General features: G+C 60.1%; 11 protein-coding genes and 2 tRNA genes. 12 read left to right on the top strand and 1 reads right to left on the bottom strand.

The genetic code is table 11. From position 1 onward, the window contains the following. The first annotated feature begins 143 nt into the window (after positions 1 to 143). The 4 genes from carA (at position 144) to ACOKS3_RS25330 (ending at position 5,514) form a co-directional block, all read left to right on the top strand. A complete protein-coding gene (carA, locus tag ACOKS3_RS25345; RefSeq protein WP_003249935.1) occupies positions 144 to 1,280 on the top strand; it encodes a glutamine-hydrolyzing carbamoyl-phosphate synthase small subunit in 1,137 nt (378 codons plus the stop codon). A gap of 106 nt (positions 1,281 to 1,386) precedes the next feature. Then, positions 1,387 to 4,608, top strand: coding sequence for a carbamoyl-phosphate synthase large subunit (gene carB, locus ACOKS3_RS25340; RefSeq protein WP_422764513.1), 3,222 nt, complete (start codon positions 1,387 to 1,389; stop codon positions 4,606 to 4,608). Continuing rightward, positions 4,605 to 5,087, top strand: coding sequence for a transcription elongation factor GreA (gene greA, locus ACOKS3_RS25335; RefSeq protein WP_177326679.1), 483 nt, complete (start codon positions 4,605 to 4,607; stop codon positions 5,085 to 5,087). The genes carB and greA overlap by 4 nt, the downstream gene beginning before the upstream one ends. Continuing rightward, positions 5,065 to 5,514 carry an MFS transporter gene (locus ACOKS3_RS25330; RefSeq protein ID WP_103448903.1) on the top strand — a complete coding sequence of 150 codons (450 nt, stop codon included), beginning with the start codon at positions 5,065 to 5,067 and terminating at the stop codon, positions 5,512 to 5,514. Before greA ends, ACOKS3_RS25330 begins: the two co-directional genes overlap by 23 nt. A 12-nt stretch (positions 5,515 to 5,526) precedes the next feature. Here ACOKS3_RS25330 and yhbY read toward each other — a convergent pair whose 3' ends face one another. Continuing rightward, positions 5,527 to 5,835 (bottom strand): ribosome assembly RNA-binding protein YhbY, encoded by a 309-nt coding sequence (yhbY, locus tag ACOKS3_RS25325; protein ID WP_103448904.1) that lies wholly within the window; start codon positions 5,833 to 5,835, stop codon positions 5,527 to 5,529. 102 nt (positions 5,836 to 5,937) lie between these two features. On the opposite strand from yhbY, the gene rlmE reads away from it, so the two are divergent. From rlmE to ACOKS3_RS25285, 8 genes are all read left to right on the top strand, one after another. Beyond that, entirely contained in the window at positions 5,938 to 6,564 is a 627-nt protein-coding gene (gene rlmE / locus ACOKS3_RS25320; RefSeq protein WP_422764514.1) for a 23S rRNA (uridine(2552)-2'-O)-methyltransferase RlmE, read from the top strand. Positions 6,565 to 6,767: 203 nt separating this feature from the next. Beyond that, on the top strand, positions 6,768 to 8,672 hold the full coding sequence (ftsH, locus tag ACOKS3_RS25315; RefSeq protein ID WP_103448905.1) for an ATP-dependent zinc metalloprotease FtsH: 1,905 nt from the start codon (positions 6,768 to 6,770) through the stop codon (positions 8,670 to 8,672). An 8-nt stretch (positions 8,673 to 8,680) separates the two neighbouring features. Continuing rightward, complete coding sequence (gene folP, locus ACOKS3_RS25310) at positions 8,681 to 9,532, top strand: dihydropteroate synthase (RefSeq protein WP_103448906.1); 852 nt, start codon at positions 8,681 to 8,683, stop codon at positions 9,530 to 9,532. A gap of 16 nt (positions 9,533 to 9,548) precedes the next feature. Further along, a complete protein-coding gene (gene glmM / locus ACOKS3_RS25305) occupies positions 9,549 to 10,889 on the top strand; it encodes a phosphoglucosamine mutase (RefSeq protein ID WP_103448907.1) in 1,341 nt (446 codons plus the stop codon). 66 nt (positions 10,890 to 10,955) lie between these two features. Continuing rightward, positions 10,956 to 11,711, top strand: coding sequence for a triose-phosphate isomerase (tpiA, locus tag ACOKS3_RS25300; RefSeq protein WP_103448908.1), 756 nt, complete (start codon positions 10,956 to 10,958; stop codon positions 11,709 to 11,711). Positions 11,712 to 11,715: 4 nt separating this feature from the next. Further along, on the top strand, positions 11,716 to 12,111 hold the full coding sequence (gene secG / locus ACOKS3_RS25295; RefSeq protein WP_103448909.1) for a preprotein translocase subunit SecG: 396 nt from the start codon (positions 11,716 to 11,718) through the stop codon (positions 12,109 to 12,111). Between the two features lie 20 nt (positions 12,112 to 12,131). Next, positions 12,132 to 12,217, top strand: a tRNA-Leu gene (locus tag ACOKS3_RS25290). A gap of 100 nt (positions 12,218 to 12,317) precedes the next feature. Further along, positions 12,318 to 12,394, top strand: a tRNA-Met gene (locus tag ACOKS3_RS25285). Positions 12,395 to 12,397: the final 3 nt, after the last annotated feature.

The raw sequence follows: 12,397 nt of genomic DNA, 5'->3' as shown, positions 1-12,397 counted from the left end.
GTAAGCTACAGCTTTAGTGTGTCCACTAAAAGCGCGCAGCGAATTGAATTCAGCACATAAAAGCGGGGTGACGTGTCCATACGTCACTCCGCTTTTTTGCAACCTGCGATCGCCCTTTCATGCTTGATTTACGGGAGGTCTTCTTGACAAAGCCAGCCATACTCGCCCTTGCCGACGGCAGTATTTTCCGCGGTGAAGCTATCGGAGCCGACGGTCAGACCGTTGGTGAGGTGGTATTCAACACCGCTATGACCGGCTACCAGGAAATCCTTACAGACCCTTCCTACGCGCAGCAAATCGTTACCCTGACCTATCCGCACATTGGCAACACCGGCACCACGCCGGAAGACGCCGAGTCGAACCGGGTCTGGTCCGCTGGCCTGGTCATCCGTGACCTGCCGCTGCTGGCCAGCAACTGGCGTAACACCCAGTCGCTGCCTGAGTACCTCAAGGCCAACAACGTCGTCGCCATCGCCGGCATCGACACCCGTCGCCTGACCCGTATTCTGCGCGAAAAAGGCGCTCAAAACGGCTGCATCCTGGCTGGTGACAACATCAGCGAAGAAGCCGCCATCGCTGCTGCCCGCGGCTTCCCTGGCCTGAAGGGCATGGACCTGGCCAAGGTCGTTTCCACCAAGGAACGCTACGAGTGGCGTTCCAGCGTGTGGGAACTGAAAACCGACAGCCACCCGACCATCGACGCTGCCGACCTGCCGTACCACGTGGTCGCTTTCGACTACGGCGTCAAGCTGAACATCCTGCGCATGCTGGTTGCCCGCGGCTGCCGCGTGACCGTGGTGCCTGCCCAGACCCCGGCCAGCGAAGTGCTGGCACTGAATCCGGACGGCGTGTTCCTGTCCAACGGCCCTGGTGATCCGGAGCCATGCGACTACGCGATCCAGGCGATCAAGGAAATCCTCGAAACCGAGATTCCGGTATTCGGCATCTGCCTCGGCCACCAGCTGCTGGCCCTGGCCTCCGGCGCCAAGACCGTGAAGATGGGCCACGGTCACCACGGTGCCAACCACCCGGTCCAGGACCTGGACACCGGCGTGGTCATGATCACCAGTCAGAACCACGGTTTCGCCGTTGACGAAGCCACCTTGCCGGGCAACGTCCGCGCCATTCACAAGTCGCTGTTCGACGGCACCCTGCAGGGTATCGAGCGCACCGACAAGAGCGCGTTCAGCTTCCAGGGCCACCCTGAAGCGAGCCCAGGCCCGACCGACGTCGCGCCACTGTTCGATCGTTTCACCGATGCCATGGCCAAGCGCCGCTGAGCATCCTGCATCAAGGCCCCGGGCCGGCTCGCGCCGCGCCCGGAAGCGCCTGACCCAGATTGTTCAAGACGGCTTGCCGACTGACCCGCGGATTTGAGTGACAACCATGCCAAAACGTACAGACATCAAAAGCATCCTGATTCTCGGCGCTGGCCCGATCGTGATCGGCCAGGCCTGCGAATTCGACTATTCCGGCGCCCAGGCCTGTAAAGCCCTGCGCGAGGAAGGTTTCCGCGTCATCCTGGTGAACTCCAACCCAGCCACCATCATGACCGACCCGGCCATGGCCGATGCCACCTACATCGAGCCGATCAAGTGGCAGTCGGTGGCCAAGATCATCGAGAAAGAGCGCCCGGACGCAGTACTGCCAACCATGGGTGGCCAGACTGCTCTGAACTGCGCCCTGGACCTGGAGCGCCACGGCGTTCTGGAGAAGTTCGGCGTAGAGATGATCGGTGCCAACGCCGACACCATCGACAAGGCCGAAGACCGTTCGCGCTTCGACAAGGCGATGAAGGACATCGGTCTGGAGTGCCCGCGCTCTGGTATCGCCCACAGCATGGAAGAGGCCAATGCGGTCCTCGAGAAGCTTGGCTTCCCGTGCATCATCCGTCCTTCGTTCACCATGGGCGGCACTGGCGGCGGTATCGCCTACAACCGTGAAGAATTCGAAGAAATCTGCACCCGTGGTCTGGACCTGTCGCCGACCAAGGAACTGCTGATCGACGAATCGCTGATCGGCTGGAAGGAATACGAGATGGAGGTGGTCCGTGACAAGAAGGACAACTGCATCATCGTCTGCTCCATCGAGAACTTTGACCCGATGGGCGTGCACACCGGTGACTCGATCACCGTGGCTCCGGCACAGACCCTGACCGACAAGGAATACCAGATCATGCGCAACGCCTCGCTGGCGGTGCTGCGTGAAATCGGTGTCGAAACCGGTGGTTCCAACGTGCAGTTCGGTATCTGCCCGAACACCGGCCGCATGGTCGTGATCGAGATGAACCCGCGCGTTTCGCGTTCGTCCGCCCTGGCGTCCAAGGCCACCGGCTTCCCGATCGCCAAGATCGCCGCCAAGCTGGCCATTGGTTACACCCTCGACGAACTGCAGAACGACATCACTGGCGGTCGTACTCCGGCGTCCTTCGAGCCGTCGATCGACTACGTCGTGACCAAGCTGCCACGCTTCGCCTTCGAGAAATTCCCGAAAGCCGACGCCCGCCTGACCACCCAGATGAAGTCCGTGGGTGAAGTCATGGCCATCGGCCGTACCTTCCAGGAGTCCCTGCAGAAAGCCCTGCGCGGCCTGGAAGTCGGTGCCTGCGGCCTCGACCCGAAAGTCGACCTGGCCAGCCCAGAAGCTGCCAGCATCCTCAAGCGCGAACTGACCGTGCCGGGTGCCGAGCGTATCTGGTACGTTGCCGACGCCATGCGTTCGGGCATGACCTGTGAAGAAATCTTCGCGCTGACCGGCATCGACATGTGGTTCCTGGTGCAGATGGAAGATCTGATCAAGGAAGAAGAGAAGGTCAAGACCCTGGCCCTGTCGTTGATCGACAAAGACTACATGCTGCGCCTCAAGCGCAAGGGCTTCTCGGACCAGCGCCTGGCCAAGCTGCTCGGTATTACCGACAAGAACCTGCGCCGTCACCGCCACAAGCTGGAAGTGTTCCCGGTGTACAAGCGCGTCGACACCTGCGCCGCCGAGTTCGCCACCGACACCGCCTACCTGTACTCGACCTATGAGGAAGAGTGCGAGGCCAACCCGTCGACCCGCGACAAGATCATGATCCTGGGTGGCGGCCCGAACCGTATCGGCCAAGGTATCGAGTTCGACTACTGCTGCGTACACGCCGCACTGGCGCTGCGTGAAGACGGTTACGAGACCATCATGGTCAACTGCAACCCGGAAACCGTCTCCACCGACTACGACACCTCCGACCGCCTGTACTTCGAGCCGCTGACCCTGGAAGACGTGCTGGAAGTCTGCCGCGTCGAGAAGCCGAAGGGCGTCATCGTTCACTACGGCGGCCAGACCCCGCTGAAACTGGCTCGCGCCCTGGAAGAAGCCGGCGTGCCGATCATCGGTACCAGCCCGGACGCTATCGACCGTGCCGAAGACCGTGAGCGCTTCCAGCAGATGGTTCAGCGCCTGAACCTGCTGCAGCCGCCAAACGCTACCGTGCGCAGCGAAGAAGAAGCCATCCGCGCTGCTGGTGGCATCGGTTACCCGCTGGTGGTGCGCCCATCCTACGTACTGGGTGGCCGCGCCATGGAGATTGTCTACGAACTGGACGAGCTCAAGCGCTACCTGCGTGAAGCCGTACAGGTTTCCAACGACAGCCCGGTACTGCTCGACCACTTCCTCAACTGCGCCATCGAGATGGACGTGGATGCGGTATGCGACGGCACCGACGTGGTGATCGGTGCGATCATGCAGCACATCGAACAGGCCGGCGTTCACTCCGGTGACTCCGCATGCTCGCTGCCGCCGTACTCGCTGAGCAAGGAAGTGCAGGACGAAGTCCGCGTACAGGTCAAGAAAATGGCCCTGGAACTGGGCGTTGTCGGCCTGATGAACGTGCAGTTGGCTCTGCAGGGCGACAAGATCTACGTGATCGAAGTCAACCCGCGTGCTTCGCGTACCGTACCGTTCGTGTCCAAGTGCATCGGTACCTCCCTGGCCATGATCGCTGCCCGCGTCATGGCCGGCAAAACCCTGAAAGAACTGGGCTTCACCCAGGAAATCATCCCGAACTTCTACAGCGTCAAGGAAGCCGTCTTCCCGTTCGCCAAGTTCCCAGGGGTTGACCCGATCCTCGGCCCTGAGATGAAATCGACCGGTGAAGTCATGGGTGTCGGTGACAGCTTCGGTGAAGCGTTCGCCAAGGCCCAGATGGGTGCCAGCGAAGTGCTGCCGACCGGCGGTACTGCGTTCATCAGCGTGCGTGACGACGACAAGCCGCAAGTGGCTGGCGTTGCCCGCGACCTGATCGCCCTTGGCTTCGAAGTGGTTGCAACGGCAGGCACTGCCAAGGTCATCGAAGCGGCTGGCCTCAAAGTGCGCCGTGTGAACAAGGTGACCGAAGGTCGTCCGCACGTGGTCGACATGATCAAGAACGACGAAGTGTCGCTGATCATCAACACCACCGAAGGCCGCCAGTCGATCGCCGATTCCTACTCGATTCGTCGCAATGCGCTGCAGCACAAGATCTACTGCACCACTACCATTGCGGCTGGTGAAGCCATCTGCGAGGCGCTGAAATTCGGTCCCGAGAAGACTGTTCGTCGCCTGCAGGATCTGCATGCAGGACTCAAAGCATGAGCATGACCAAGTACCCGATGACCGTCCAGGGCGCTCGCGCCCTGGAAGAGGAGCTGACCTTCCTGAGCAAGACCGAGCGCCCGCGCCTGAGCCAAGCCATTGGCGAAGCGCGTGAGCTGGGCGACCTCAAGGAAAACGCCGAATACCATGCGGCCCGTGAAGAGCAGGGCATGGTCGAAGCGCGTATCCGTGACATCGAAGGCCGTCTGCAGAACTCGGTGGTGATCGACGTCACCACCATCGCCCATACTGGCAAGGTGATTTTCGGCACCACCGTGGTGCTGGCGAACACCGAGACCGATGACGAGGTGACCTACCAGATCGTCGGTGAAGATGAAGCTGACGTGAAACAAGGCAAGCTTTCGAGCAGCGCACCGATCGCCCGTGCCATCATTGGCAAGGAAGAAGGTGACACCGTGGTGGTCAAGACACCAAGCGGTACGGTCGAGTACGAGATTGTCGAAGTCAAACACATCTGACCGGCGCCTGCGGGCGCCATCCCTCGAGGGGATCCTCTGGCAGCTGGCCCAGGTTTTCTGGGTCGGTGGCCTGTGGGTGTTCCATGTGGGGCTGGTGCCGGCGCTGAAAGTCAGTGGCCTGGCACCCTTGCTGGTGCAGGACATCGCCGGGCAGATCGACCGCTGGTTGATCGGCGTGGCGTTGCTTGGCTTGTTGACCCAGCTGGCGGTGCTGGCAAGGGTAGACGGCCTGGCGGCCTGGTGGCGGCAGTTTCGCGGCCAGATGCTGTTGTTGGGCTTTGCGGCCTGTGTGGGGTACTACACCTTGCGCTACGGCATCTCGGTCGGCGAGCGCTGGCAGATGTTCTGTTTTCTCGTGTTGGGCTTCTCCGGCATCGTGCTGGTAGCCCAACCGGTCCCGGTCAGGGCGCGCCAGGCGCGCCACTGAGCGGAGCCACCGTCACTTGTAACGGTGGATATTGGACAGCTGCTTGTTCGGCTGCGGATTCTTGCGATAGATGAGCGCCTTCTTGCCGATGGTCTGTACCAGTTCGGCACGGCCGGCCTTGCACAGTTCGCTAATGACAGCGGCGCGCTCTTCGCGATCTTCCGAGCGAATTTCGACCTTGATCAGTTCGTGATCGACCAGCGCACGCTCCAATTCGGCGATCACGCCTTCGTTCAAACCGTTGCCAGCGACGATCAGGACCGGCTTCAGGTCATGACCAATGGACTTGTATTGCTTCTTCTGCTCGTTATTGAGCGGCATAATCTGACCCTTTCCGTCTGATTCTGTAAAATTGACCGGCATTTTACCCGAGGGCCACCGGCTCCGCCCAGTCAATCACGACGCATATCATCGAGGTGCCCCGTGGTACAACGTTCCAAAAGCAGCGCAAACTGGCTGCGAGAGCATTTCAACGATCCTTTTGTGAAACAGGCACAGAAGGATGGCTACCGCTCGCGTGCGAGCTACAAACTCCTTGAGATCCAGGAAAAGGACCGCCTGATCCGCCCCGGCATGAGCGTGATCGACCTCGGCGCGGCCCCTGGAGGCTGGTCGCAGGTGACCAGTCGTCTGATTGGTGGCCAGGGTCGTCTGATCGCTTCCGATATCCTGGAGATGGACTCGATCCCGGATGTGACCTTCATTCAGGGTGACTTCACCGATGACGCAGTGCTCCAGCAGATTCTGGAGGCGGTCGGCGATTCGCATGTAGACCTTGTGATTTCCGACATGGCCCCCAATATGAGTGGTACGCCCGAAGTGGACATGCCGCGCGCCATGTTCCTCTGCGAGCTGGCGCTGGATCTGGCAACCCGCGTACTGAAGCCCGGCGGTGATTTCCTGATCAAGATTTTCCAGGGCGAAGGCTTCGACATGTACCTGAAGGACGTGCGCACCAAGTTCGACAAGGTGCAAATGCGCAAGCCGTCCTCTTCGAGGGACCGCTCTCGTGAGCAGTACCTGGTGGGCAAAGGTTTCAAAGGCGTATGAAAGGCGTGAAGCGCGGCGGCCGATAGTTATTTCCAATCGGCCGCAGCGTCTGGATCGTCCGAACTTCGTGTAGTCTAGCTTTCACAAAGGGTTACAGACGGTGCCTGCGGATGCGTAGGTAATGTAGTAAGTTAGGGCGATGAATATCATGCGAGGCACGGCTGCGTCGTGCGCCGGCCTCAGAGGGTAGCGAATTGAACGACATGGCAAAGAATCTGATCCTGTGGTTGATCATCGCAGCTGTCCTGGTGACAGTGATGAACAACTTCTCCAGCCCTAACGAGCCGCAGACCCTCAACTATTCCGACTTCATCCAGCAGGTCAAGGATGGCAAGGTCGAGCGTGTGACCGTCGACGGCTACATCATTACCGGCAAGCGCGCCGACGGTGACAACTTCAAGACTGTGCGCCCGGCCATCACCGACAATGGCCTGATCGGCGACCTGGTCGACAACCACGTGGTCGTAGAAGGCAAGCAACCTGAACAGCAGAGCATCTGGACTCAACTGCTGGTGGCGAGCTTCCCGATCCTGGTGATCATTGCCGTGTTCATGTTCTTCATGCGCCAGATGCAAGGTGGTGCGGGTGGCAAGGGCGGGCCGATGAGCTTCGGCAAGAGCAAGGCGCGCCTGCTGTCCGAAGATCAGGTCAAGACTACCCTGGCTGACGTCGCGGGTTGCGACGAGGCCAAGGAAGAGGTTGGCGAGCTGGTCGAATTCCTGCGCGATCCGGGCAAGTTCCAGCGCCTGGGTGGCCGCATTCCGCGCGGTGTGCTGATGGTCGGCCCACCCGGTACCGGTAAGACCTTGCTGGCCAAGGCCATTGCCGGTGAAGCCAAGGTGCCGTTCTTCACCATTTCCGGTTCCGACTTTGTCGAGATGTTTGTCGGTGTTGGTGCCAGCCGTGTTCGTGACATGTTCGAACAGGCCAAGAAGCACGCGCCTTGCATCATCTTCATCGACGAGATCGACGCCGTTGGTCGCCACCGTGGCGCCGGCATGGGCGGTGGCCACGACGAGCGCGAGCAGACTCTCAACCAGTTGCTGGTGGAAATGGACGGCTTCGAAATGAACGATGGCATCATCGTCATTGCCGCCACCAACCGTCCGGACGTGCTCGACCCGGCGCTGCTGCGCCCAGGTCGTTTCGACCGTCAGGTCGTGGTTGGGCTGCCGGATATCCGGGGCCGTGAGCAGATCCTCAAAGTGCACATGCGCAAGGTGCCTATCGGCGAAAACGTCAACCCGGCGGTCATTGCTCGTGGTACTCCAGGCTTCTCCGGTGCCGACCTGGCCAACCTGGTCAACGAGGCTTCGCTGTTCGCTGCCCGCTCCAACAAGCGCCTGGTCGAAATGAAAGAGTTCGAACTGGCCAAGGACAAGATCATGATGGGCGCCGAGCGCAAGACCATGGTCATGTCCGAGAAGGAAAAGAAGAACACCGCTTATCACGAGGCTGGGCACGCGATTGTTGGCCGCCTGGTGCCGGAGCACGATCCGGTCTACAAGGTTTCGATCATTCCGCGTGGTCGCGCCTTGGGTGTCACCATGTTCCTGCCGGAAGAAGACCGTTACAGCCTGTCCAAGCGTGCGCTGATCAGCCAGATCTGCTCGCTCTATGGCGGCCGTATCGCCGAGGAAATGACCTTGGGCTTCGATGGCGTCACCACCGGTGCTTCCAACGACATCATGCGAGCAAGCCAGATCGCTCGCAACATGGTGACCAAGTGGGGCCTCTCCGAGAAGCTCGGTCCGCTGATGTACGCGGAAGAGGAGGGTGAGGTGTTCCTCGGTCGTAGCGCTGGTAGCCAGCACGCCAGCGTATCCGGCGAGACTGCCAAGTTGATCGACTCCGAGGTGCGCAGCATCATCGACCAGTGCTATGCCACTGCCAAGCAGCTGCTGATCGACAACCGCGACAAGCTTGAGGCAATGACCGAAGCTTTGATGAAGTACGAGACCATCGATGCCGATCAGATCGACGACATCATGGCTGGTCGTACTCCGCGTGAGCCCCGTGATTGGGATGACGACAAGGATTCGGGCACGCCGACTGCCCAGAATGATCGCCCGGAATCGCCGATTGGCGGCCCGGCAGCTCAACACTAAGGGCATCTATGAGCTCAGTGCAGTACCCGACCCGGTTGCCTTGCGGCAACCGGGTTCTTGATCTTTCCCGTACCCATGTCATGGGTATTCTCAATATCACTCCCGATTCCTTCTCCGATGGTGGGCGTTTCAGTCAGCGCGACGAGGCGTTGCGCCATGCCGAGGCGATGATCGCGGCCGGCGCCACGCTGATCGACATCGGTGGTGAGTCGACCCGCCCCGGCGCGCGTGCGGTTTCGGTCACCGAAGAGATAGAGCGCGTGGCGCCGATGGTCGAGGCCATCAACAGTCGCTTCGACGTGGTCATTTCGGTCGATACCTCAACGCCTGCGGTCATTCGCGAGTCGGCTCGGCTGGGCGCTGGCCTGATCAACGACGTGCGTGCCCTGGAACGCGACGGTGCCCTGGATGCGGCAGCGGACACCGGCTTGCCGGTCTGCCTGATGCATATGCGCGGCGAGCCCGGGAACATGCAGGACGACCCGCATTACGAAGATGTGACCGTCGACGTTACGCGCTATCTTGAACAACGGATGGCCGCCTGCTCAGCGGCAGGCATCCCCGCCGAACGAATCATTCTTGATCCGGGCTTCGGCTTCGCCAAGACACTGGCGCACAATCTCAGCCTGTTCAAGCATATGGAAGCGCTCTATCGCCTTGGGCGCCCGCTGCTGGTGGGCGTTTCGCGCAAGAGCATGATCGGTCTGACGCTGGATCGCCCGGTCGGTGAGCGACTGTACGGCAGCCTCGCGCTGGCGGCTTTGGCCATGACCAAGGGGGCCAGCATCCTGCGTGTCCATGATGTGGCCGAGACCGTCGATGTGGTGCGCATGATTGCCGCGGTGCAGAACGCCGAATAAGAACATTGGAGTCCCTATGAGCAGAAAATACTTTGGTACCGACGGCATCCGTGGCCGCGTCGGCGAATACCCGATCACGCCGGACTTCATGCTGAAGCTTGGCTGGGCGGCTGGCATGGCCTTCCGCAAGCAAGGCAATTGCCGTGTGCTGGTGGGCAAGGACACGCGTATTTCCGGTTATATGTTCGAGTCTGCGCTCGAAGCCGGTTTGTCTGCAGCGGGTGCCGACGTGATGCTGCTCGGGCCGATGCCGACACCGGCGATCGCCTACCTGACCCGCACCTTCCATGCTGAAGCGGGCATCGTCATCAGTGCCTCGCACAACCCGCATGACGACAACGGCATTAAGTTCTTTTCCGGGCAGGGCACCAAGCTGCCCGACGAAGTCGAACTGATGATCGAAGAGTTGCTCGATCAGCCGATGACCGTGGTCGAGTCGAGCAAGCTGGGCAAGGTTTCCCGTATCAACGATGCAGCTGGTCGCTATATCGAGTTCTGCAAGAGCAGCGTACCGACCAGCACCAGCTTCGAAGGCCTCAAGCTGGTGATCGATTGCGCTCACGGTGCTACCTACAAGGTCGCCCCGAGCGTGTTCCGTGAGCTGGGTGCCGATGTCACCGTACTGCATGCGCAGCCTGATGGCCTGAACATCAACGAAGGGTGCGGTTCCACTCACATCGAGTCGCTGCAGGCCGCTGTACTGGTGGGGCATGCCGATCTGGGCATCGCCTTCGATGGCGATGGTGACCGGGTATTGATGGTCGACCACACCGGGGCCATCGTCGATGGCGATGAGCTGCTGTTCATCATCGCGCGCGACCTTCAGGAGCGTGGCAAGCTGCAAGGTGGCGTTGTCGGCACGCTGATGAGCAACCTGGGCCTGGAACTTGCGCTCAAGGAGCTGGATATTCCGTTCGTGCGGGCCAAGGTCGGCGATCGCTACGTGATGGCAGAACTGCTTGAGCGCGATTGGCTGCTCGGGGGCGAGAATTCCGGGCACGTAGTGTGCTGTAACCACACCACTACCGGTGATGCGATTATCGCTGCCCTGCAGGTGCTGATGGCGCTCAAGCGCCGTGACGAAACCCTGGCGCATGCGCGTCAGGCCCTGCGCAAATGCCCGCAGGTCCTGATCAACGTGCGTTTTGGCGCGAGCAAGGTCGACCCGCTGGAACATCCTGCCGTCAAGGAAGCCAGTGCCAAGGCCACCGAGGCCATGGCCGGGCGTGGGCGTGTGCTGCTGCGCAAGTCCGGAACCGAGCCTTTGGTGCGAGTAATGGTCGAAGGTGACGACGAAAACCAGGTACGTGGCCACGCCGAAGCCCTGGCCAAGCTGGTCGCAGAAGTTTGTGCCTGAAAGAGGCTTGCCAGCGCAGATCGGGTTGGGTAAGATCTGCGCCCACTTTGACCGACGAGGTAAAGCATGCGTCGCCCTATGGTAGCTGGTAACTGGAAGATGCACGGTACCCGCGCCAGCGTCGCTGAGCTGATCCTGGGCCTGGGCAATATGCCGGTGCCACCTGGTGTCGAAGTCGCGGTGTTCCCGCCGGCGCTGTTCATCAATCAAGTGATTGATGGGCTGCAGGGCAAGGGAATCACTGTCGGAGCACAGAATTCTGCAGTAAAGCCCGAACAGGGCGCGCTGACCGGTGAAGTTGCACCGAGTCAGTTGGTTGAAGCGGGTTGCAAGTTGGTCTTGATTGGCCACTCCGAGCGTCGCCAGATCATCGGCGAAAGTGAAGAAGTGCTGAAAGAGAAGTTTGCAGCCGCTCAACTTAGTGGTTTAATGCCGGTGCTCTGCGTAGGGGAAACTCTTGAAGAGCGTGAGGCAGGCAAGACCCTTGAAGTTGTCGGGGGTCAATTAAGCAGTATCATCGACGCGTTCGGTGTTAAGGCTTTCGCCAATGCAGTAATCGCCTATGAGCCGGTTTGGGCCATTGGCACAGGTTTGACGGCTTCGCCTCAGCAAGCTCAGGATGTGCATGCAGCCATCCGTGCTCAGTTGGCGGCCGAAGACGCCGAAGTTGCCGCAAACGTGCAGCTTCTCTACGGCGGCAGCGTGAAGGCGGCCAATGCGGCCGAACTGTTCGGCATGCCGGATATCGATGGGGGGCTCATTGGTGGAGCGTCCCTGAACGCAGACGAATTCGGTGCAATTTGTCGCGCCGCAGGAAACTGAACAAATGCTGGAAACAGTTATCGTTGTTTTTCATCTGTTGGCAGCGCTGTCGCTTGTAGTGCTGGTTCTGTTGCAACAGGGTAAAGGTGCGGAAGCAGGTGCATCTTTCGGCGCAGGTGCCTCAAATACTGTGTTCGGAAGCCAAGGTTCCGCTACGTTCCTGAGTAAATTGACTGCAATACTCGCTGCCACTTTCTTTTTGACAGCACTTGGGTTAGGATACTTCGCGAAGCAACAAGCTCACCAGCTTAGCCAAGCAGGTCTTCCAGATCCAGCGGTGCTAGAAGTGAAAGAGCCGCAGAAGCCGGCAGTTAATGATGATGTACCGGTGCTCCAGGAGCAGAAGAGCGACAACGCCCCTAAAGGTGATGTTCCTCCTCCAGCCGAAGAGCAGAAGTAACGGGTTTCAAATGTAGTATTGCCGAGGTGGTGGAATTGGTAGACACGCAACCTTGAGGTGGTTGTGCCCATAGGGTGTAGGGGTTCGAGTCCCCTTCTCGGTACCAATTGAAGCTTGAGAGCCCGCTTTAGCGGGCTTTCTTGCAGGTGAAGGTTTGGGTTTGACCCATAAGCAGGTTAAGTCTTATACTTTCGCCCCAGCTTTGTCGCGGGGTGGAGCAGCTTGGTAGCTCGTCGGGCTCATAACCCGAAGGTCGTTGGTTCAAATCCAGCCCCCGCAACCAGCT

Origin of the sequence: Pseudomonas sp. HS6-2, from assembly GCF_049325675.2 — a bacterium.
GTDB lineage: Bacteria > Pseudomonadota > Gammaproteobacteria > Pseudomonadales > Pseudomonadaceae > Aquipseudomonas > Aquipseudomonas putida_N.
The sequence above is the reverse complement of the archived record's forward strand: the minus strand, read 5'-3'. Positions and strand labels throughout refer to the sequence as shown.

Bases quoted from the DNA above. Each gene is read 5' to 3' on its own strand.
- carB (WP_422764513.1), top strand. From the start codon at position 1,387: ATGCCAAAACGTACAGACATCAAAAGCATCCTGATTCTCGGCGCTGGC.
- greA (WP_177326679.1), top strand. From the start codon at position 4,605: ATGAGCATGACCAAGTACCCGATGACCGTCCAGGGCGCTCGCGCCCTG.
- yhbY (WP_103448904.1), bottom strand. From the start codon at position 5,835: ATGCCGCTCAATAACGAGCAGAAGAAGCAATACAAGTCCATTGGTCAT.
- ftsH (WP_103448905.1), top strand. From the start codon at position 6,768: ATGGCAAAGAATCTGATCCTGTGGTTGATCATCGCAGCTGTCCTGGTG.
- folP (WP_103448906.1), top strand. From the start codon at position 8,681: ATGAGCTCAGTGCAGTACCCGACCCGGTTGCCTTGCGGCAACCGGGTT.
- glmM (WP_103448907.1), top strand. From the start codon at position 9,549: ATGAGCAGAAAATACTTTGGTACCGACGGCATCCGTGGCCGCGTCGGC.
- tpiA (WP_103448908.1), top strand. From the start codon at position 10,956: ATGCGTCGCCCTATGGTAGCTGGTAACTGGAAGATGCACGGTACCCGC.
- secG (WP_103448909.1), top strand. From the start codon at position 11,716: ATGCTGGAAACAGTTATCGTTGTTTTTCATCTGTTGGCAGCGCTGTCG.